Below are 22,802 nucleotides of genomic sequence, written 5' to 3' on the forward strand. Positions count from 1 at the left end.
TGGTCTCGACGGTGGGCTCGGGCGCCTCCTCGATGATCACGTGCGCGTTCGTCCCACTGATCCCGAACGACGACACACCGGCGCGGCGCGCACGCCCCACCTGCGGCCACTCGCGCGCCTCGGTCAGCAGCTCCACCGCACCCGCCGACCAGTCCACATGCGGCGACGGCTCATCGACGTGCAGCGTCTTGGGCAGCACGCCGTGCCGCAACGCCATCACGGTCTTGATCAGTCCCGCTGCTCCGGCCGCGGCCTGGGTGTGCGCGATGTTGGACTTCACCGAGCCCAGCCACAGCGGCCGGTCCTCGGGCCGGTCCTGGCCATAGGTGGCGATCAGCGCCTGGGCCTCGATCGGGTCTCCGAGTGTCGTACCGGTGCCGTGGGCCTCGACCGCGTCGACGTCGTCGGCCGACAGGCGGGCGTTCGCCAGCGCGGCCCGGATCACGCGCTGCTGGGACGGACCGTTCGGCGCCGTCAGGCCGCTGCTGGCGCCGTCCTGGTTCACGGCGCTGCCGCGTACGACGGCGAGGATCTCGTGGCCGTTGCGCCGGGCGTCCGACAGGCGCTCCAGCAGCACCAGGCCGACGCCCTCCGCGAAGCCGAAGCCGTCCGCCGCGGCGGAGAACGCCTTGCACCGTCCGTCGCGTGCGAGGGCGCGCTGTCGGCTGAACTCGGTGAGTTCGTGGGGTCCTGCCATCACGGTCACGCCGCCCGCGAGGGCGAGCGAGCACTCGCCGCCGCGCAGGGCCTGACCGGCCAGGTGCAGTGCCACCAGGGAGGACGAGCACGCCGTGTCCACCGTGACGGCGGGGCCCTCCAGACCGAACGCGTAGGAGATCCGGCCGGAGACGACACTGCCGGTGCTGCCGGTCATGGCGTAACCCTCGACGCCTGGCGGCATCCGGTCCGGGCCGGGCAGGTAGTCCGAGCCCATGGCGCCCGCGAACACGCCGACCTGGCTGCCGCGCAGCGACTCGGCCGGGAGACCGGCCCGCTCGAACACCTCCCAGGTCGCCTCCAGCAGCAGGCGCTGCTGCGGATCCATCGCCAGCGCCTCACGCGGCGAGATCCCGAACAGCTCCGCGTCGAACGCGCCGGCGTCGTAGACGAACGCACCCTCGCGCACGTAGCTCTTGCCCGGTACGGCCGGGTCCGGGTCGTACAACGTCTCCAGGTCCCAGCCGCGGTCACCGGGCAGCGCCGAGACCGCGTCGCGGCCCTCGCTGACCAGGCGCCACAGGTCCTCGGGGGACTCGACACCGCCGGGGAACCGGCAGGCCATGCCGATGATCGCCAGCGGTTCGTCGGCCGCGGCGGCCGCCGTCCCGCGGGTCTCCCCCGCCGTCCGCCTGCCGCCGACCACCTCGGTCCGCAGATGGCGGGCGAGCGCGAGGGGGGTCGGGTGGTCGAAGACCAGGGTCGAGGGCAGTCGCAGTCCCGTGGCGGTGTTGAGCCGGTTCCGCAGCTGGACCGCGGTCAGCGAGTCGAAGCCCTGCTCCAGGAAGCCACGCCGTGGATCCACGGCGTCCGTCTTCGCATGCCCCAGCACGGCCACGGCGACATCGCGGACGAGGTCCAGCAGGAGACGTTCCTGTTCCTGTTCTCCCAGGGGGGCCAGGCGCTGGGACAGCGCCGATGCCGGTACGCCGGCCGGTCCGCCGGCCGCGGCGCGCCGGGCGGGGAGGCGTACGAGACCGCGCAGCAACGGCGGAAGCGCACCCGAGCCGGCCTGGGCGCGGAGGGTGGCCAGGTCGACGCGGATCGGCACCAGAAGTGCCCGCTCCCCCGCGGCGACGGCGGAGTCGAACAGGGCCAGCCCCTGCTCGTTCGACAGGGCCGAGGCGCCTGTGCGGGAGAATCGTGCCCGGTCGGCATCGACCAGGTGCTCGCTCATGCCGCTGTCCTCGTCCCACAGCCCCCAGGCCAGGGAAACGGCGGGCAGACCCTGCGCCCTGCGGTGCTGGGCGAGCGCGTCCAGGAAGGTGTTGGCGGCCGCGTAGTTGCCCTGCCCGGGGTTGCCGAACACACCGGCGGCCGACGAGAACAGGACGAAGGCCCGCAGATCGATGTTCAGGTCCTGGGTCGCCTGGTGCAGGGTGACCGCGGCGTCCACCTTCGGCCGCAGTACCGCCGTCAGCCGCTCGGAGGTCAGGCCGGTGACGGTTCCGTCGTCCAGCACGCCGGCCGAGTGGACGACCGCCGTCAGCGGGTGCTCCTCCGGAATGTCGGTCAGGAGCGCGTCGACCGCGTCGCGGTCGGCCATGTCGCAGGCGGCGATGGTCACGTTCGCGCCCGCGGCCGACAGTTCGGCGCTCAGTTCGTCGGCCCCCGGCGCTCCGGCGCCCCGCCTGCTGGTCAGCAGCAGGTGACGTACTCCTCGTTCCGCGACCAGATGGCGGGCGAGGACCCGGCCGAGCAGGCCGGTCCCGCCGGTGACGAGGACGGTGCCGTCAGGGTCCCAGGCGGCTTCGCCGGCTTCGGGGCGCACGGCTTCGGTGGCGGTCAGGCGCGGTGTCAGTACGGTGCCGCCACGTACCGCCATCTGGGTTTCGCCGACGGCCAGTACGGAGCTCAGGACCGGTTCCCAGTCGGTCGCGTCGTCGACGTCGACCAGGACGAACCGGTCCGGGTTCTCCGTCTGCGCCGACCTGACCAGGCCCCAGGCCGCGGCATGGGACAGATCCGACACGTCGTCGGTGCCCACCCCGACGGCTCCGCGGGTGACGACGACGAGCCGGGACCGCGTGGCGGCCGGGTCGGACAGCCAGTCCTGGATCGCGGTGAGCACCTCACCGGTGACGTCATGGACCACGTCCGCGAGATCCCCGCACCTCACCGGGGTGCAGGGCAGCACCACGTACTCGGGGTAGGGCTCGGCGCCCGCGAGTTCCTCGCCTCCCAGCACCGCCCAGTGTGCGTCGGCCGAGGCCTGTGTCTCGGCGGCGGGGAGCCAGTCGAGGCCGAACAGGACTCCGTGGTCAGGGTCCCCGGACTGCCGAAGCCGGTCGGTGGCGACCGGCCGGGTGACCAGGGCGTCGGCGGACGCGACCGGAGTGCCTTCGACGTCGGCGACCTGTACGGAGACGGAGTCCTCGCCCGTGGGCAGCAGCCGCACGCGCACGCTGGAGGGGCGGACGCGACCGGAGTGCCTTCGACGTCGGCGACCTGTACGGAGACGGAGTCCTCGCCCGTGGGCAGCAGCCGCACGCGCACGCTGGAGGCGCCCTGGGCGAACAGCGTCACCCCGCTCCACACGAACGGCAGGCGTACCTGCCCGTCCGGCTCCTGTCCCACGAGCCCCGCGTGCAAGGCCGCGTCCAGCAGCGCCGGATGGATTCCGAACCCTGCCGCCGCCTCGGCCTCCTCCGCGGGCAGAGCGACCTCGGCGAAGAGTTCCTCGCCGCGTCGCCAGGCCGCCCGCAGGCCCTGGAACACCGGCCCGTAGCCGTAGCCGGACTCGGTCAGGCCCTCGTAGAANCCCGGGCCACCGGTGTCACCTCGGCGAAGAGTTCCTCGCCGCGTCGCCAGGCCGCCCGCAGGCCCTGGAACACCGGCCCGTAGCCGTAGCCGGACTCGGTCAGGCCCTCGTAGAAGCCCTCCAGCGGAAGCGGCTCGGCGTCGGCCGGGGGCCACACCGCGAGGTCGAACGCCTCCGCCGTGTCGTCCGGGGTGAGTTGTCCTCCGGCATGGTGGACCCAGTCTTGATCGTCAGCCGTACGGGAGTGGACCGTCACGGGGCGGCTGCCGGTGTCCGTGGCCGGACCGACCCGCACCTGGATCGAGACCGAACGGTCTTCGGGCACGACGAGCGGTGCTTCGAGGGTGAGTTCGTCGAGGCGTCCGCAGCCGGCCTCGTCACCGGCCCGGATCACCAGCTCCACGAACGCCGTACCCGGCCAGCTCCACGAACGCCGTACCCGGCAGCAGCACCGTCCCCGCCACCGCGTGATCCACCAGCCACGGATGCGTCCGCAACGACACCCGACCCGTCAGCACCACACCCTCACCGTCGGCCAGATGCACCGCCGCACCCAGCAACGGATGCTCAGCCGCCGCAAGCCCCCACACACCCGCATCACCACCCGCCACCCCAGCGTCCTCCAGCCAAAAACGCCGCCGCTGAAAGGCATACGTCGGCAACTCCACCCGCCGACCACCCACCAGCAACCCCGCCCAGTCCACCACCAGACCCCGCGTGAACGCCTCCGCCACCGACGCCACGAACCGGCCCAAACCCCCCTCACCCCGACGCAGCGACCCCACCGCCACCACCTCGACACCCACGTCCTCACACGTCGCCTGCGTACCCACCGTCAACACCGGATGCGCACTCGACTCCACGAAGAAACGAAAACCATCAGCCACCAGCGCCCGCACCGCACCCTCGTAATCCACCGGCCGGCGCGCATTGTCGAACCAATACCCCGCATCCAGCCCAACGGTGTCGATCACCCGCCCCGTCACCGTCGAATACATCGGCACCCGCGAAGCCCGCGGAACAATATCCGCGAACAACTCCACAATCCGCCCACGCAACGCATCCACCTGCACCGAATGCGACGCCACCGTCGAACCCAGCACCCGCGCCCGCACCCCCTCCCCCCGGCACGAAGCCACGAACTCCTCCAACGCCGCCACCTCACCCGCAACCGTCACCGCAGCCGGACCATTACGCCCCGCCACACTCAACCGCCCACCCCAGCCCRCAAGCCGCTCCTCCACCTCAACCGCACCCAACGCCACCGACGCCACCGCACCCCGACCCACCAACTCCCGCGCAAACAGATCACTACGCCGCACCACCACCCGCGCCGCATCCTCCAACGACAAAGCACCCGCCACATACGCCGCCGCCACCTCACCCTGCGAATGACCCACCACCGCAGCCGGCACCACCCCCACCGACCCCCACAACCGCGCCAACGACACCTGCACCGCGAACAACACCGGCTGCAACACCTCGATCCGCTCCAGCGACGGCGCACCCACCACCCCCCGCACCACATCCACCACCGACCACCCCGTCAACGCCCCCAACACCCGGTCACACTCGGCGAACACCTCCCCGAACACCACCGACGACTCCAGCAACTCCACCGCCATACCCACCCACTGCGACCCCTGACCAGGGAAAACAAACACCACCCGACCCCGCACATCACCCACACCCGACACCACACCCGCACTCGGNCTCCACCGCCATACCCACCCACTGCGACCCCTGACCAGGGAAAACAAACACCACCCGACCCCGCACATCACCCACACCCGACACCACACCCGCACTCGGTTCACCGGAGACCAACGCCTCCAGGCCCGCCGTCAGGTCCTCCCGGCCGCGGCCCAGCACCACCGCCCGCCGCTCCAGCACCGAGCGCGACACCGCCAGTGAGAACCCGACATCGACCGGATCCAGCTCCGGTCGCCTGTCGACGAGTTCGAGCAGCCGCTCCGCCTGGCCGGCCAGTCCCTCAGCGCTCCGCGCCGACACCACCCACGGCACCACCCCGACCGGAACCCGCTCACCCACCGCCTCGACGGACGAGCCGCTCCGCCTGGCCGGCCAGTCCCTCAGCGCTCCGCGCCGACACCACCCACGGCACCACCCCGACCGGAACCCGCTCACCCACCGCCTCGACGGACGACTCSGGCGCCTGCTCCACGATCACGTGCGCGTTCGTCCCGCTCATCCCGAACGAGGACACACCGGCCCGCCAGGGGCGCTCGACCTGCGGCCACTCGCGGGCCTCGGTCAGCAACTCCACGTCGCCCGCGGACCAGTCGACGTGCGGCGACGGCTCCTCGGCGTGCAGTGTCTTCGGCAGCATCTCGTTGCGCAGGGCCATCACCATCTTGATGACACCGGTGACACCGGCCGCGGCCTGGGGGTGGGCGACGTTCGACTTGATCGAGCCGAGCAGCAACGGCCGCCCCTCGGGGCGCCCTTGGCCGTAGGTGGCGAGCAGCGCCTGGGCCTCGATCGGGTCGCCCAGGGCCGTACCCGTGCCATGGGCCTCGACGGCGTCGACGTCGTTCGGCGTCAGGCCGGCGTTGGCCAACGCGGCCCGGATGACACGCTGCTGGGACGGACCGTTCGGCGCGGTCAGGCCGTTGCTCGCACCGTCCTCATCCCCACACCCTCACCCCAGCCCGTACCGTCGGCCGCCGCCGAGAACGCCTTCGACCGGCCGTCGGGCGCCAGGGCACGCAGGCGGCTGAACTCGACGAGGCCCTTGGGGCTGGCGAGCAGGGAGACACCGCCGGCGAGGGTCATGGAGCACTCGCCGGCGCGCAGGGCCTGGCTCGCGAGGTGGAGGGCCACCAGGGACGACGAGCAGGCCGTGTCGACGGTCACCGCCGGCCCTTCGAGGCCGAAGGTGTAGGCGATCCGGCCGGACATGACGCTTCCGGCGCTGCCCGTGACGGCGAAGCCCTCGGCCTCTTCCGGAACGCGGTTCTCGGCGGTGGCGTATCCGTCGGCGCCCGCGCCGACGAAGACGCCGACCTGGGTGCCGCGCAGGGAGGCCGGGGTCACTCCGGCGCGCTCCATGGCCTCCCAGGCGGTCTCCAGGAGCAGCCGCTGCTGGGGGTCCATGGCGAGTGCTTCACGCGGTGCGATACCGAAGAAGTCGGCGTCGAAGTCGCCGGCGTTCTCGAGGAACGCGCCGTGGCGTACGTAGCTCCTGCCGGGGGCGTCCATGTCGGCGTCGTAGAGCCGTTCGAGGTCCCAGCCGCGGTCGGTGGGCAGACCGGCGACGATGTCGCGGCCGTCGGCGACGGTCTGCCACAGGTCTTCCGGGGAGCGGATGGCACCGGGCAGGCGGCAGGCCATGCCGACGATGGCGATGGGGTCGTCCTCCGGGTCCGGCGGCGCTGCCTTGGCCGTGGGCGACGGGGGCCGCTCGTCCTGGTGCGGCTGTCCGGCCGTGAGTTCGGTCCGCAGGTGGCGGGCGAGGGCCACGGGGCTGGGGTGGTCGAAGACGAGGGAGGGCGGCAGACGCAGGCCGGTTGCCTGGTTGAGGCGGCGGCGCAGTTCGACGGCGGTGAGGGAGTCGAAACCGAGGTCGCGGAAGGGACGTTCGGTGTCGAGGTCCTCGGTGCTGCCGTGGCCGAGTACGGAGGCCGCCTGTGCGCACACCACGTCGAGGAGGAGGCGTTCCTGACCGGCCTCCGGGAGACCGGTGAGGCGACGGATCAGCTCGGATCCGTCGTCCGTGCCGGTGTCGGTGTCCGAGGGGTCGGGATTCTCGTCGGTGGTGACGAGGCGCGCCTCGGGGATCTCGTCGAGCAGGGGGCGCGGGCGGGCCATGGTGAACAGGGCGGCGAAGCGTTCCCAGGTGACGTCGCTGACGACGACGTTCGTCTCGTCGTGGTCGAGTGCCTGCCGCAGGGCCTGGAAGGCGAGGCGCGGGTCGAGACGGGGCAGGCCCTGGCGGATCGAGCGCCGGGTGAGCAGCTCGCGCATGGAGGTGTCCTCGGCGCGGTCGTTGAAGGCGTCCCAGATGCCCCAGGCGACGGAGGTGGCGGGCAGGCCGCCGGCCCGACGGCGTTCGGCGAGCGCGTCGAGGTAGGCGTTGGCGGCCGCGTAGGGGCCTTCGTCGCCGCTGCCCCACACGCCCGCGATGGAGGAGAACAGCACGAACGCGTCGAGTTCGTCGGTGTCGAGGAGGGCGTCGAGGTTGCGGCCGCCGACGACCTTGGCGCGTACGGCCTGTGCGTAGCGGTCGACGGTCGTCTCGGTGAGCGGGCCGACGTCGGCGACGACGGCGGTGTGCAGGACCGCGCGCAGGGGCGGTCCGTCGGCGCGCAGCCGCTCGATCACGGTGGCGAGTGCCTCGCGGTCCGTGGCGTCGCAGGCGGCGATGGTGACGAGAACGCCCTTGGCCTCGAGTTCGGCGCGCAGTTCGGCGGCGCCGGGGGCGTCGGATCCCCGGCGGCCGGTGAGGACGAGGCGTTCGGCGCCGTGGTCGGCGAGCCAGTGGGCGAGGTGGCCGCCGAGGGCTCCGGTGCCGCCGACGACGAGCACGGTGCCGCGGGGCTTCCACGGTCGTGGTGCGGGGGTGTCGGCGAGGGGGGCGCGCACCAGGCGTCGTACGAGGGTGCCGGTGGCGCGTACGGCCAGTTGGTCCTCGGGGCCGCGGGCGCCGAGTGCGGCGCACAGATGGCGTACGGCGTGCGGGTCGGGCTGTTCGGGGAGATCGACGAGGCCGCCCCAGCGGTGGGGGTGTTCCAGGCCGACGACGCGGCCCAGGCCCCAGATCTGGGCCTGTTCGGGGCGCCGGACGAGATCGGTTCCGCCGACGGTGACGGCGCCTTGGGTGACGCACCACAGGGGCAGGTCGATGTCGGCGTCGCCGAGGGCCTGCGCGAGGGTGAGGGTGGCGGTGACGCCGACTGCGAGGTCGGGGTGTTCGGGGTGCGGGGTCTCGTCGAGGGCGAGCAGGGAGAGGACACCGCCCCGCTCCGGGCGGTCGCCGGTGGCCCTGGTCAGCAGGTCGGCGAGTGCCGTGCGGTCGGCGCGCGCCGGGTCGACGGGGAGGTGGACGACGTGGGCGCCGCGTTCGGCGAGGGCGTCGCCGGCGTGCTGTGTCCACGGGTGGTCGGCGGTGTGGGTGGAGGTGAGAACGAGCCAGGTGCCGGTGACCGGCGCCGGTTCCGTGTCGGGGGCGGGCCGCCAGACGACCCGGTAGCGCCACGAGTCCAGGACGGTTCGTTCCCGGTTGCCCTGCCGCCAGGCGGACAGGGTCGGCAGCAGGTCGTCCAGCGCGGACGGGCCGTCCTCGGGCAGGCCGAGGGCGCGGGCGAGTTCCGTGCGGTCGCCCTGGTCGACGGCCGCCCAGAAGCGGGCCTCGGGCCGGTCGGGACCGGGGCGGGCAGCCGTGGGGGCTTCGGGGCGCCGGAGCCAGTGGCGGCGCCGCTGGAAGGCGTAGGTGGGCAGCGGGACGCGTCGGCCGCGGGGCAGCAGGGCCTGCCAGTTCACCTTCACGCCGTGGACGAAGGCGGTGGCCACGGCGGTGATGATCGCCTCGTCCTCGGGGCGGTCCTTGCGCAGCAGCGGGACGGCGACCGCGTCCGGCCGTTCGTCGAGGGATTCCTCGCTCAGGGCGGCGAGCACCCCGTCCGGGCCCAGTTCCAGGAAGGTGGTCACGCCGAGGCGGTCGAGTTCCCGAACGCCGTCGGCGAAGCGGACCGCGGCCCGGACGTGCCGTACCCAGTAGTCCGCCGAGCACAGCTCGCCGGGCTCGGCGAGCCGGCCGGTGACGTTGGAGATCACGGGCAGGTGCGGCGCGTGGTAGGTGACGCTCTCGGCGACCTCCCGGAAGTCGTCGAGCATGGCGTCCATGTGCGGCGAGTGGAAGGCGTGGCTGACGCGCAGGCGCTTGGTCTTGTGGCCGCGCGCGGCGAGTACCGCGGCCAGAGCGGCCGCCGCTTCCTCGTCGCCGGAGAGCACGGTGGAGGAGCGTCCGTTGACGGCGGCGATGTCGAGCCGGTCGCGGTGGCCGGACGCGGCGAGGGCGTCGGCGACCTCGGCCTCCGGTGCGGCGACGGCGATCATGGCGCCGCCCTCGGGCAGGGCCTGCATCAGCCGGCCGCGGGCGGTCACCAGCCTGGCCGCGTCGCTCAGCGAGAGCACGCCGGCGGCGTGGGCGGCGGCCAGTTCGCCGATCGAGTGGCCCATCAGGTAGTCGGGTTCGAGGCCCCAACTGGCCAGAAGCCGGAACAGGGCGCTCTCCACGGCGAACAGCGCGCTCTGGGTGTACTCGGTCCGGTCGAGCAGCCGGGCCGCGTCCGTGCCGGGCTCGGCGAACAGGATGTCGCGCAGCGCGCCGTTCCCGTCGCGGTCCAGCTGGGCCAGGGCCTCGTCGAGGGCAGTGGCGAACACGGGGAAGCGGTCGTACAACTGCCGTCCCATCCCGACGCGTTGGCTGCCCTGCCCGCTGAACAGGAATGCGGTGAGCCCCTCCCCCGAGGCGCCGGCGCTGATCACGTCGTCGGCGCTGCCGCCGTCGGCGAGCGCGGTGAGGGCGGTACGTACGGTGTCCTGGTCGCCGGGCCTGGCGAGGACCACGGCGCGGTGCTCCAGCAGAGACCGGGTGGTGGCCAATGAGTACGTGGCGTCCACGGGGTCGAGGCCGGGGTGGGCGGCGACGAACCGGGCCAGCCTGGCGGCCTGTCCCCGCAGGGCGGCCGCGCCACGGGCGGAGACCACCCAGGGCAGCAGCGCGAGGGGCGGGTCTGCGGGTTCGGCGGCGGGCGGGACGTCGGCGGTGTGGGGCGCCTGTTCGACGAGGACGTGGGCGTTGCTGCCGCTGAAGCCGAAGGAGGAGACCCCGGCCCGGCGCGGGCGGTCCCGGTCGGGCCAGGGGGAACGGCCGGTGGTGAGTCGCACGGGCAGGGCGTCCCAGTCGATGCGGCTGGAGGGGCGGTCGACGAGGTGCGGCGGTATCTCACCGTGGTGCACGGAAAGGACGACCTTGAGCAGTCCGGTGATACCGGCGGCGGCTTCCAGGTGTCCGATGTTCGCCTTGGCCGAGCCGACGAGCAGCGGGTTGCCGGCGTCGCGGCCCGGGCCGAGGGCGTCGGCCAGGCCGTGTATCTCGATGGGGTCGCCCAGGGGGGTGCCGGTGCCGTGGGCCTCCACGTAGTCGACCTCGCGGGGCTCCCAGCCGGCCCGGTCCAGCGCCTGCCGGATCAGGGCGGACTGCGCGGACGCGCTCGGCACGGTGAACCCGCCGCTGTCCCCGTCCTGGTTGACGGCGCTGCCGCGCAGCAGGGCGTAGACCCGGTCGCCGTCGCGGCGCGCCGCGGCCAGCGGTTTGAGGATGAGCATGACGGCGCCCTCGCCGCGGCCGTATCCGTCGGCGGCCTCGTCGAAGGTCTTGCAACGGCCGTCGGGGGCGAGGGCGCCGCCCGCGGACATGGCCACGGACACCGTCGGGGAGGCGATGACGTTGGCACCGCCGACGAGGGCGATCTCGCAGTCACCGGCCCGCAGTCCCTGGCAGGCGAGGTGTACCGCGGTCAGGGACGCCGAGCAGGCGGTGTCCACGGCGAGGCTGGGCCCGTGCAGCCCGAGGAAGTACGACAGTCGGCCGGCGGAGGCGGCGAAGGTGTTTCCGGTGCCGTAGTAGAGGTCGATGTTGGCCATGTCGCGGGTGAGCAGTTCGTGGTAGTCGGCCGTGTTGAGGCCGACGTACACACCTGCCTGACGCTCCAGCAGGGCGGCCGCGGGGTAGCCGGAGTCCTCCAGTGCCTCCCAGGCCACCTCCAGCGTGAGCCGCTGCTGCGGGTCGAGCGAGGCCGCCTCGCGGGGGGAGATGTGGAAGAACGCGGCGTCGAACCCGGAGACGTCGGCCAGGTAGCCGCCGTCGGTGGGGACATCGGGTCCGGCCTCGTCCCAGATCGGGTCGTCCCGCCGCCCGGGCGGCGGGGCCGCCACGGCGTTCCGGCCCTCGGTCAGCAGGGACCAGAACTCCTCGGGCGAGGACGCTCCCGGCAGGCGGCAGGACATGCCGATCACCGCGACGGCGTCGTCGTCCGCGCTCGCCGCCGCCGGTGCGGGTGTCTCCTCGGGTGACGGGTGCCGTGCGGGCTCGGCCGCCGTCGCTTCCGCGAGGTGGGCGGCCAGTGCCTGGATCGACGGGTGCTCGAAGACGACGGTGGACGGGAGCCGTACCGCGAAGGCCTCTTCGAGCCGCTTGCCGAGGGTGACCGCGGTCAGCGAGTCCAGCCCCTGTTCGAACAGGCCGCGTCGGCGGGGCAGCGGCTGGTCGGGGCCGAGCCCGAGCACCTCACGGACGACGGCGTCGATCCGGTGCACCGTCCGGGCGGAGGAGCGCGCGGCGGTGGCGGGCGGGGGCAGGTCGGCCGGTGCGGTCGCCGCGGCCGGGGCCGGCGTCCCGCCGGTCGGGGCGGTGGTGCCCGGCGTCTCGTGGGTCGGGGCGGTGGTGGTCCGGGCCGGCGTGCCGCCGGTCGGGGCGGTGGTGGGCGGTTCCGTGACCGCCGGGTGCGCGTCCCGGTCCCGCATCGGCTCGTGGTGTCCGCGCTCCACGCCGGGCAGCCAGTACCGGTCGCCGCCCCAGGAAGGCAGCGGCAGGTCCCGGAAGCGGTGCGGCCTGCCGGTGGCCGTCGTCCAGTCCACGCCGGTGCCGGTGACGTGCAGGCGGGCCAGGGTCCGGTGGAGCGCCACCGCGCCCGGTTCGTCGCGGCGCAGGGTGCTCAGCACGGGACGGTGCAGGCCGCGCCGGCGTGCGGCGTCGGCGAGCGGCTGCAGCAGGACCGGGTGAGGGCCGATCTCCAGGAGGGTGTGGGCCTCGTCCTCGGCGAGCAGACGGTCGACGGCGGGCCACAGCCGTACGGGTTCGGTGATGTTGCGGGCCCAGTAGGCGGCGTCGAGCGGGCCGACGTCGGTGTCGGGGTCGACGCTGGAGAGCAGGCGCAGGGTGGGCCGCGCCGGGGTGAGACCGGCGAGTGCGTCGCGCAGGCGCGGGCCGCACTCGGCGACGAGAGGGCTGTGGAAGGGGTAGTCGACGCGGGTGCGGCGGCAGCGCAGACCGTGTCCTTCGAGCAGGCGCTGCGCCTCGGTGACGGCGTCGTCGGGCCCGGCGACGACGACGGAGGCGGGGCCGTTGATCGCGGCGACCACGGCCGGGAGGCCGCTGCCGTCGAGGAGGTCGGCGACCGTGCCGGGGTCGCCCTGCACCGCGAGCATGCGCCCGGTTCCCGCGGTGTCCTGCAGGATCCGTCCGCGCCGGACGATCAGCCGTACGGCGTCGGGCAGGGGGAGGACGCCCGCGGTGTGGGCGGCGGCTATCTCGCCGACGCTGTGGCCGATGACGGCCGTCGGGGTGATGCCGCGCCGGGTGAGCCAGCGGGTCAGCGCCACCTGGACGGCGAAGATGGCCGGCTGGGCGAGGTCGGTGCGGTCGAGTCCGCTGTCGTCGGTGCGCCGCAGTTCGTCGAGAAGCGACCAGGACGCCTCGGTGCGGATCAGCGCGTCGCACTCGTCGAGGGTGTCGGTGACGTCGGGGTCGGTGCCGTACAGGTCGGCGGCCATGCCGGCCCACTGGCTGCCCTGTCCGGAGTAGACGAAGACGGGGGCCGGTTCGCCGGCGGGGTCCAGCCGGTCCGCGTACGCGCCGTCGGGCAGGTCTTCGAGGTCCGCGGGGCCGGTGACCGCGTCCAGGGCTTCGATCAGCGTCTCGCGGTCGGTGCCGACGGCTGCGTACCGGTGGTCCTCGTGGGTGCGCCGGGTCGCCGCGGACGCGACGAGGTCGGTGAGCGGCACGTCGTCGCGGGAGAGCTGCTCCCGCATCCGGGCGACCTGTTCGACCAGGCCTTCCGGTCGGGGCGCGGAGACGAGCAGGACGTGCGGCCTCCCGGTGGGGCCGTCGGCCGGCGCGTCGGTCGGTGCCTCCTGCCGCGGCGGGGCCTCGGCGATGAGGTGGACGTTGGTGCCGCTGAGCCCGAAGGCGCTGACACCGGCCCGCAGCGGGCGCGCGGAGGCCGTCTCCTGACCGGAGGCTTCTTGACCGGAGGCCGTCTCCCTGCCGGGGGCGGTCAGGTCTGTGCCGGCGAGCGAGACGGCGATGCCGCCCGCGTCCCAGTCGACGGCCGGGGTGAGCTCGTCGATGCCGGGCTGGGCCGGCACGTGTCCGGCGCCGAGAATCCAGATCGACTTGATGAGGCCGGTGATGCCGGCCGCGGCGTCGGTGTGCCCGAAGACCGCCTTGTGCGAGCCGACCACCAGCGGGAGGGCATCGCCGCGTCCCGCTCCGTACACCTCGGACAGGGTGCCGAGTTCGATCATGTCCCCGAGGGGTGTGCCGGTGCCGTGCGCCTCGACGTAGTCGACGCCGTCGGTGCCCACGCGGGCCGCGGCCAGCGCCGACCGCACCACGGCGGCCTGGGCGGAGGCGTTCGGGGCGGTCAGGCCGACGCTGCTGCCGTCGTTGTTGACGGCGGAACCGCGGATGACCGCGTGGACGCGGTCGCCGTCGGCGAGCGCGTCCGCCAGCCGCTTGAGGACCACGACGCCGCAGCCCTCGCCGCGGACGATGCCGTCGGCCTCCGCGTCGAAGGGGCGGCAGCGCCCGGACGGGGAAAACGCGCCGATCCGGCTCATGAAGACACTGATCTCGGGGCTGAGCAGCAGGCTGACGCCGCCGGCGAGGGCGGTGTCGATGTCGCCGGCGCGCAGGCTCTGGCACGCCTGGTGGACGGCGTACAGGGACGACGAGCATGCCGAGTTGACCGCGACGGCGGGGCCGCGCAGGTCGAAGGTGTAGGCCAGCCGGCCCGCGGCGAAGCTGAACTCCATGCCGGTGATGTAGTGCGGGCTGACGCCCTGCGGGCCGAGCGACTTGGCGTGCAGCAGGTGGTAGTCGTTGGCGAGCAGACCGACGTAGACGCCGGTGCGGGTGCCGCGCCAGTCTTGGCGCGCCCGGCCGGAGTCGGCCATCGCCTCGGAGGCGACCTCCATCAGCAGGCGCTGCTGGGGGTCGATGGCGGCCGCCTCGCGGGGTGTGATGCCGAAGTAGGGCGCGTCGAACCGGTCGACGTCCTCCAGGAAGGCGCCGACGTGATGGGTGATGGTGCCGGGGGCGTCCTGCTCGGCGGCGTCGTGCAGGTCCCGTCCCCAGCGGTCCTCGGGGACCTCTTCGAGGACGGTGCCGCCGGACCTGAGCATCCTGCCGAGCGAGCCGAGGTCACGTACGCCGCCCGGGAGGCGGCACCCCACGCCGACGACGGCGATGGGCTCTGCGGGAGGGAAGGTCACGTCCGGGCTGGCGACCATGGGCTCGACACGCCTTTCGGCTCGGTGGGGCGGGGCGGCTCGGCGGACGGGAGGCCCGCCGGAGCGAGGGTCAGGCGCCGGCGCGGGCCAGACGGGTCACCATCGCGGTGATGCTGCGTACGTCGCGGAGGTTGTCCGGGTTGATCTCCATCGCGGACACCGGGACGCCGAGGTCACTGCGGATGAACGCGATCAGCCGCGCCACGCGCAGGGAGTTGAGGACGCCCCACTCCAACAGGGGTGATCCGGGTTCGAGTTCGCCCTGCGGATCCCCGTCGAGGAACCGCTCGCGGATGAACTCGGTGATGCGTTTCGACGTCTCTTCCTCGGACACGGGCTGGGACATGGCGTCACCTTTCTCGCTGACTTGGCTGGGCTCCCGAGGGGCGGGGTGTCCTCACTGCGCGGCGGCGCCCGGGGCCGGGGCTTCGGCCGTGTCCCGCAGCGCCAGGCGGTCGACCTTCCCGTTGCGGGTGCGGGGCAGCCCGGGCAGTACGCGCACCTCGTCGGCGACCATGTAGCGCGGCAGCCGCTGCGCCGCGTGCCGTACGAGCGAGAGCACTCCGGGACGGCGGTCCGGCTCGGGCACCACGAACGCCACCAGCCGGCCGTCCATGCCGCTGCCCACGACCACGGCGGCCGCCTCCGCGACGTCCGGGTGCAGTGCGAGCACGGACTCGACCTCGCCCAGTTCGACCCGGTGGCCGCGCACTTTGACCATGTGATCGCGGCGGCCGAGGTAGGCGAACGATCCGTCGGGCAGCGGGCGGACCAGGTCGCCGGTGCGGTAGGGGCCGGTGTGCGGTTCCCTGCCCCAGTAGCCGAGCATCACCGTCGGCCCGTCGACGAGCAGTTCGCCCTCCTCGCCGGGTGCGGCGAGCCGCCCGTCCGGGCCCTCGGCCCAGGCCCGGTCGCCGCTGACGGCGGTGCCGATGGGCAGGGGCCGGTCGCCGTCGAGGTCGGTGGGGCGGACCTCGTGGCGGGTACAGACGTTGGTCTCGGTGGGCCCGTAGAGGTTGAGCAGCCGGGCGTCGGTCCAACCCGCCAGCGCGCGGACGCCCGGGAGGGGGAAGGGCTCCCCGGCGAAGAGCACGGTCCGCAGCGCTCGGGGGGCGGGGCGGTCCAGCAGTCCCCCGTCACGCATCATCAGCGTGAGGGCGGACGGCACCGAGTACCAGACCGTGATCTGCCGGTCGTGCAGGAACTCCACCAACTGTTCCGGTGCGTAGGCGAGTTCGGAGGGAATCAGGTGCACCGACGCGCCGGCCGAGAACGCGGCGTACAGGTCCAGGACGGACAGGTCGAAGGTGAACGGGGCATGGTTGGAGAAGCGATCCTGCGGCCCGGGGGCGAGCTCCTCGACCGCCCAGTCGACGAAGGCGCGCGCGTTGCGGTGGCTGATGCACACCCCTTTGGGAGCACCGGTCGATCCGGAGGTGTAGAGGATGTACGCCAGGTCGTCGGGCGCCACCAGCGCGTTGAGGGGTTCGGCGGCCGGGTCGGGCCGCTGGGCGAGGTCGGCGGCCGGACACCGCGGGCCGAGCACGTCGGCGACCGGCGCCAGACGGTCGGCCGGGGCCAGGAGCGCGGCGGCCGAGCAGTCGTCGGCCATGGCGGCGACCCGGGCGATCGGCAGGGCGCCGTCGGCGGGCACGTAGGCGGCGCCGAGGCGGAGCACCGCCTGCATCGCGGCCACGACGGCCGGCGACTTGTCCGACCACAGCACGACCCGGTCACCGGGCCCGACGCCCAGGGCGCGCAGCCGGTGGGCGAGGGCGTTGGCGGTGGAGTCGAGCTCCCCGTAGGTCAGTCGGGCGGCGGTTCCGGCCACGGCCAGCCGGTCGGGTTCCTTCGCGGCGGTGTCGACGAGGAGCTGGTGGAGGTTCACAGGCCGATCTCCCTCGCGACGATCTCGCGCTGAATGTCCGTGGTCCCCGAGAAGATCGTGCTGGGTACGGCGTCGCGGAGCTGCTGTTCGATCCCGGCGGGGCTCAGATAGCCGGAACCCCCGAAGATCTGGATCGCGTCGAGGCTGTTGGCCACCGCGCCCTCCGAGACGGCCGTCTTGGACAGGGCGACCGCCGTGCTGTGGTCACGCCCCTGGTCCATGAGCCAGCAGGCGCGGTACAGCAGCAGCCGGGCGGCCTCCAGCCGCTGCTTCATGCCGACGACGCGGTGCGAGACGGCCTGGAACTCGCCGATGCCGTGGCCGAACTGGCGCCGTTCGCGGGCATGTCGCACGCACTGCTCCAGCTGGCGTTCCATCAGGCCGAGGTAGCCGGCGAACAGGATGGCGCGTTCCCAGCCCATCGAGTGCTGGAAGATGATGCTCCCCTGGCCCTCGGTGCCGAGCCGGTGGGAGGTGGGGACGTGGCAGTCGCGGAAGGCGACCCGGCCGGCGGGGCAGCCGCTGAGCCCCATCTTGCGGAAGGGCTCACCGACTTGGACACCGGGCAGGTCGGCGCGCAGCACGAAGGCCGTGACCCCGAGGAATCCCGCTGCGGGGTCGCTCGTGCCGTAGGTGACGAGCACATCGGCGGCCGGGGCGTTGCTGGCGAACGACTTCTCCCCGTTCAGCAGGTATCCGTCGTCCTTCCGCTCCGCGGTGACGGCGAGACGGCTCAGGTCGGAACCCGCGTCGTCCTCCGTCATGGCATTGGCGGCGACGAGCTCTCCGGACGCCAGCCCGGACAGCAGCTCCCCGCGCACCGAGACGTCGGCGAAGTCGCGGATCGGGACGGCACAGGCCAGCAGATGGGCGGAAACGGCGAACACCAGCCCGGTGTCGGGGCATCCCCGGCCGAACGCCTCCAGGCACAGCGCGGTGTCCAGCGCACCGAGACCGCCGCCTCCGAACTCGGTCGGCAGGCACAGGCCGGTCAGGCCGATCCGTGCCGCGTCCTGCCATCGGGCAGGGGTGAACGGCTCGCCCGAGGGGGGCTCGCCGAGCCGCTCCCGCACTGCGGACAAGACGTCGTCATAGCGTTGCCGCTGTTTTTCGGTGAGGTCGAAATCCACGGAAAGCCGTACCTCGCGTCGGATGAGAAGAAGCCTTGCCGTTTCCGATCGGCACGTTACTCTCGGCCCACCGGGACGAGTCATCCCCTACCGGAGGCCCCTATTTCCCCTATCCGGGGCCGGGGCGCGCACGTTACCGTGGGGTTGCCCATCGAGTGGGGCCGCGAGTACGTTGCGGTGAACGGGGCGATACTCCGCCGACCTCTTCTCGGCCTTCCTGTCGGCAAGCTCTGCGTACTTCCCGGCTGCTGTCGCCTCGGTCAGCTCTTCTCGGTTCTTCTTCAGACGGGACGGATTCGCGATGGCTCATCAGCCTTCGGACACAATCGCCGGCCTTTACGAGGCGTTCAATTCCGGCGACCTGGAAACCCTGCGGGAGCTCATCGCCCCGGACGCCGTCATTCATCTGCCCGGGACGGCGGGCGACGCCGAACACCCGCCGGGCACCCCCCGCGACCGCGAGGGGTGGCTGGGCGTGTGGCAGTTCACCCAGGCGTTCTTCCCGGACATGACCGCGACCGTGCAGGACATCGTGCAGACCGGCGACTTGGTGGCCACGCGGTGCGTCGCACGGGGAACGCACTCCATCGAGTTCATGGGGGTCCCGCCGACCGGCCGGCCCTTCGAGATGACGATGCTCAACATGAGCCGGGTACGGGACGGCCGGATCGTCGAGCACTGGACGATCAGTGACAATGTCACCATGCTCGCGCAACTCGGCGTGAAGGCGTCCCTGTGAAGGCGTCCCTGTGAAGGCGTCCCTGTGAAGGCGTCCTCGGTGAAGGCGTCCCCGTCGGTGAGGGCGTCTCGGTAGGGGTTACCCCTAAGGGGTGTGGATCGCGGGCATCGCAGCCGCGATCCGCACTTCCCTCAGTCACGTCACAGATCGACCGGTATCTCCTGGCGTCGCGTTATCCGGAGTTTCTGGTATATCCGCGTGAGATGCTGCTCGACGGTACTGACGGTTATATACAGTTGCTGGGATATCTCGCGATTGGTGTGACCGTAGGACGCCAGCGAGGCCACCCGGTACTCCGCTTCGGTCAGATCCACTCCGGGTTTCGGTTCGGTTCGCACCGAGCCGGATTCCGAATCCGCGGCGACCATCCTGTTCCGTCCGCCGGCGGCCATGCGCCGGTACAGCGGATCCGCCCCGCATTCTGCGGCGAGATGCCGGCCCTTGCGCCTGACCAGATCCGCGCGGGTCTGGTTGCCCAGCGCCTCATGCGCCTCACTGAGGTCGGCCAGCGCCTTGGCCAGTTCCAGCCGGTCATTGCCTGCGTCGAACTCCTCGACGGCCCGACCGAGCAGCTGTACGCGGTCGGTCAGCGGCGCGATCGCGGCCTGCAGCCTCAGGGTGATCCCCCGAAGCCGGCCGTACCCGGGGAACTCCTGGCTGACTTCGGCGTCGAGCAGCTGCTGGGCCTGGGACGGCTCCCCGAGCTGGAGCCACGCCTGGGCCGCGTCGGTGCGCCACGACACCAGCATGGGGTGGTCGATCCCCCAGCTGCCCGCCAGGTTCCCGATTCTCAGGAAGTCCGACAGAGCGGCATGCGAGCGGTTCGTCGCCAGATGGAAGTGCCCCCGCGCCCGCAGGTAGCCGAGCCAGTACACGCTGTCGAACCAGTCCTGGGAGACCGGCTGGTCGAGCAGGCGTACCGCGGCGTCGTAGCGCCCCATCTCGGTGTATGCCAGGGCCAGGATGGAGGAGGTACCACAGACCAGCACGCTGCCGTTGCGCTCGGGGACCACTTCCAGCGCCATGGACGCGCTGGCGACGGCCTCCTCCAACTTGCCCTGCCGCAGCGCGATCATCCCCTGGACGACGGCCAACACCCCCTGCCAGCCCGGGATGTTGCGGCGGGTGGCCTCGTCCAGGATCTTCGCGCACCACTGCGCCGCCGCCTCGACCTGGTCGGAGTAGAGCAGCGCCTTGAGCGCGCTGCACACCGGGGCCACCATCGAGTCGGTGAGGGAGCACATCTCCAGGAAACTCTCCGCGGACCCGCTCCAGTCCTGCGCGGCGATGAGCACGTCCTCCGCGGACTTCCGCAGCAGCGGTATGCCGGGGACGGAACCGTTGACCAGGGAGCCGGGGTCGGAGGCCGGCCCCTGCGCCGCGCCGCCGCGCTGGCCGCTGTCGGGGAAGTCCACGCCGTGGAACCCGTAGCGCACCCACATCGAGGCGATGGTGGGGTGGATGCCGGGGACGGGCCGGGGCACGTCGCACGACGCGTCCTCGCTCAGCCGGAGGACCTCCATCGCCTCCACTATGCGGCCGTGCGCGGACAGCAGCTTGCCGAGCATGCCGAGACTGGTCGGCGACAGCTCGCCCCGCCGCATGGCGCTGAGGAGTTCAGGGAGATGGCGGTACTCCGCGGCCGCGGGGTTGGTGCGCCAGGTGATCAGCGCCAGCCGCATCTTGATCTCGATCCGCTGGACCGGGTCAGGGCAGGCCTCATGAGCCAGTTCGAGACAGTCGATGGCCAGGACGGCATCGTCCTCGGCGAGTGCCTCCTCGGCGGCGTTGCGCAGCGCGATGAGCTCCCAGGGCTGGGCGGCGCTGCGCGCTTTGAGCAGGTGGCGCGCGACCACCGACGCCGGATATCCGGCGGAGTGCAGGGCCACGGCCACCCAGGAGTGCAGGGCGGTACGGCGGTCGGGCGCCAGGTCGGCCAGGACGGTCGCGACGGCGGCCTGGTGCCGGAACGCGGTGCCCGCGATCATGCCGGCCGCGGTGAGGGCCTGGAGGTTCTGGTCGATCAGCGCCGAGGGCTGGTCGACCAGCCTGGGCAGGATCGCGTGGGCCCTCGGCTCGTCCAGGACGGCGAGCGCGTGCCCCAGCTCCAGGGCGGCCGGACCACTGCGGTACAGGCTGGCGAGGACCGCCTGTCCGTAGAGTCCGCCCTCCATGGGCTCGATCTTGTCCGCGATCCCGGAGTCTGCGGTGGCGGGACGGCATTCCTCCAGCAGCGCCCGCAGGAGCAGCGGGTTTCCGGCGGTGATGAAGTGCAGCCGGTCCACGAGGGGACGGTCCTGCGCGTCGCCGCCCTGCGCGGCGAGCAGCGCGGCGGTGCCCTGCTTGGTCAGCGGACCCAGCCGGATCCGCAGTGAGTTGGACTGCCGCAGCAGCTCCGTCTTGATCACCGGGTCCCGGCGCGGGAGGTGCAGGCTGTCCCCGAACACGAGGAGGATCCGGGCGGACCGGGTGAAGCCCGCCGCTTGCAACAAGTGGTGAAGCGACCGGCTGTCGCCGTACTGCGCGTCGTCCACACAGACGACCACGGGGCTCCGGCTCGCCAGCCGGTGGAGGGCCTCGCCGAACTCCTGCTCCCCGACGCCGGGTTCGGAGGGAACCCAGCCCGGCACCTGCCCCAGTAACTGGCGTAGCAGGGCGAGGGGCTGATCGGATGCGGAGCGTATGCCCATCCCTCTGAGGACCGCCGCCCCCTGTTCGGTGGCATATTCCGTGAACGTGTCCAGCAACTCGCTCTTGCCGCAGCCCACGCCGCCTTCCACGACGATCATCTTGGCCCGCCCGGCTGCGCATTCCGCGAGTCCGGACTTCAGTAGCCCAAGTTCCGCTTCACGATTGACCAGTATCATCCTTGTTGGACACCCCGTGAGTTCACATAAATTTACGCGCTCAAGGGCAGGGCTGCGCTGAGGTCGCCGACCGATCAGGCAGGTGAACATCCCGCAGTCTCCATGACGGGTCAAAAGTCCACATCATGAGAGGAGCGGTAACATGTCGGCGCGCTTGCCCGTCGGACATTTTTTGACGGGACATCAGCTATTCGGGCGGGGGAAATCCACGTGCCCCAGGCCTGTATCTCGATGTCCCCACAGAGACTGATTGAGCCAAGAGTGCATCATTGCCCCCGTATCGCAACCCTGACACTCGCTGTCGGCCCCAGGGTAGCGTCTTGAACGACCATGCGCGAGGCCCCCTCTCCAGCCACACCGCTTACACGGCACCAGCTTGCACAGGGGGCGGGACCACCGCCCCGCCGGCCGGAAAGCGACCGTGCACAGCCCTTCCTACCTGCGCTTGAGCCTCGATCCGCGCTCCGTCGGCGTGCGGCCTGGCCGATGCGCGACAACGTACCAGGGCGATCTTTTCCGGCCGTTGTGCTTCCGGCGTCGGCCATATCCGGCCAACGCCGGGGATCACGTCGAGCACCCCCCTTAGTCACCCCCTATCTCCCCCTCGGTGTACCCCGTACCACCCGTCTTCGACTTCCCGTCACCACGGGTGCACGGCAATCGTCCGGCGCCCCACGCCGTATTGCGGGGTCGCGGAATCGTGTCGCGGTACGACCGGTCCGGCGGTCGGCGAGCCACGACGCAGTGCGACTCCTCGAGACACCCCTAGGCCGCCTGCCCCGAAGTGCTTCCCCTATGTCATTTCCCCTCGCACGTGTAGGGGTTGTCCGGTTCCGTTCGCGCTCACTAGCGTGACGCAGACCCGTACTCTCGCCGAGGGCCGACGCGTCCGCCGGGAAGGCGGGAGTCCTACTCATCAGTGCAACTCTTCGGCCACTGTGGGGAAACGCGTGGAAGAAATCATCAGCGCCATTCTTGCCGACGGCACGACGAGCGAGGACATCTCCGGCCTGCGAATACCGGACACCTATCGCGCCGTCACCATCCGGAAGGACGAAATCGGTCTCTTCGAAGGGATGGCGTCGGCCGACAAGGACCCCCGTAAGTCGTTGCATCTCGACGAGGTACCGGTGCCCGAACTGGGCCCGGGTGAGGCTCTGGTGGCCGTGATGGCCTCCTCGGTCAACTACAACTCCGTGTGGACCTCGATCTTCGAGCCGCTGCCCACCTTTCACTTCCTGAAGCGATACGGCGCGACGTCCGCCATGGCCGCCCGCCACGATCTGCCGTACCACGTCATCGGTTCCGACCTGGCGGGCGTGGTCCTGCGCACCGGTCCGGGCGTCAACGCCTGGAAGCCGGGCGACGAGGTCGTGGCGCA

8 protein-coding genes and 3 pseudogenes are annotated in these 22,802 nt (G+C 72.2%); 2 read left to right on the forward strand and 9 right to left on the reverse strand.

The window, feature by feature from the left end; translation table 11 throughout:
• From ASD48_RS23980 to ASD48_RS24020, 8 genes and pseudogenes are all read right to left on the reverse strand, one after another.
• Positions 1-3,477 (reverse strand): annotated as a pseudogene (locus ASD48_RS23980) (SDR family NAD(P)-dependent oxidoreductase); the annotation flags it as partial.
• 1 nt (position 3,478) lies between these two features.
• Positions 3,479-3,881 (reverse strand): annotated as a pseudogene (locus tag ASD48_RS45470) (polyketide synthase dehydratase domain-containing protein); the annotation flags it as partial.
• The coding region (locus tag ASD48_RS23990; protein WP_242432713.1) for an acyltransferase domain-containing protein at positions 3,856-5,190 on the reverse strand (1,335 nt) is incomplete at its 5' end. The pseudogene ASD48_RS45470 and the gene ASD48_RS23990, both read right to left, overlap by 26 nt.
• Before the next feature lie 332 nt (positions 5,191-5,522).
• Positions 5,523-6,107 (reverse strand): polyketide synthase, encoded by a 585-nt coding sequence (locus ASD48_RS46200; RefSeq protein ID WP_348983226.1) that lies wholly within the window; start codon positions 6,105-6,107, stop codon positions 5,523-5,525.
• Positions 6,104-14,797 (reverse strand): type I polyketide synthase, encoded by an 8,694-nt coding sequence (locus ASD48_RS45480; RefSeq protein ID WP_057603773.1) that lies wholly within the window; start codon positions 14,795-14,797, stop codon positions 6,104-6,106. The genes ASD48_RS46200 and ASD48_RS45480 overlap by 4 nt, the downstream gene beginning before the upstream one ends.
• Positions 14,798-14,867: 70 nt before the next feature.
• Positions 14,868-15,143, reverse strand: coding sequence for a phosphopantetheine-binding protein (locus ASD48_RS24010; RefSeq protein WP_242432714.1), 276 nt, complete (start codon positions 15,141-15,143; stop codon positions 14,868-14,870).
• 51 nt (positions 15,144-15,194) lie between these two features.
• Positions 15,195-16,685 carry an amino acid adenylation domain-containing protein gene (locus ASD48_RS24015; protein WP_057603774.1) on the reverse strand — a complete coding sequence of 497 codons (1,491 nt, stop codon included), beginning with the start codon at positions 16,683-16,685 and terminating at the stop codon, positions 15,195-15,197.
• Positions 16,682-17,815, reverse strand: coding sequence for an acyl-CoA dehydrogenase family protein (locus tag ASD48_RS24020; RefSeq protein ID WP_057603775.1), 1,134 nt, complete (start codon positions 17,813-17,815; stop codon positions 16,682-16,684). The genes ASD48_RS24015 and ASD48_RS24020 overlap by 4 nt, the downstream gene beginning before the upstream one ends.
• Before the next feature lie 301 nt (positions 17,816-18,116).
• On the opposite strand from ASD48_RS24020, the gene ASD48_RS24025 reads away from it, so the two are divergent.
• Positions 18,117-18,554: an ester cyclase gene (locus ASD48_RS24025; protein WP_057603776.1), complete on the forward strand. Its 438-nt coding sequence runs from the start codon at positions 18,117-18,119 to the stop codon at positions 18,552-18,554.
• Positions 18,555-18,694: 140 nt separating this feature from the next.
• On the opposite strand, the gene ASD48_RS24030 is transcribed toward ASD48_RS24025, so the two are convergent.
• Positions 18,695-21,511, reverse strand: coding sequence for a LuxR family transcriptional regulator (locus tag ASD48_RS24030; protein WP_079073955.1), 2,817 nt, complete (start codon positions 21,509-21,511; stop codon positions 18,695-18,697).
• Positions 21,512-22,371: 860 nt separating this feature from the next.
• Here ASD48_RS24030 and ASD48_RS24035 point away from each other — a divergent pair.
• Positions 22,372-22,802, forward strand: a pseudogene (locus ASD48_RS24035) (crotonyl-CoA carboxylase/reductase); the annotation flags it as partial.

The organism is Streptomyces sp. Root1310 (assembly GCF_001426425.1).
In the GTDB taxonomy this organism is placed as follows: Bacteria; Actinomycetota; Actinomycetes; order Streptomycetales; family Streptomycetaceae; genus Streptomyces.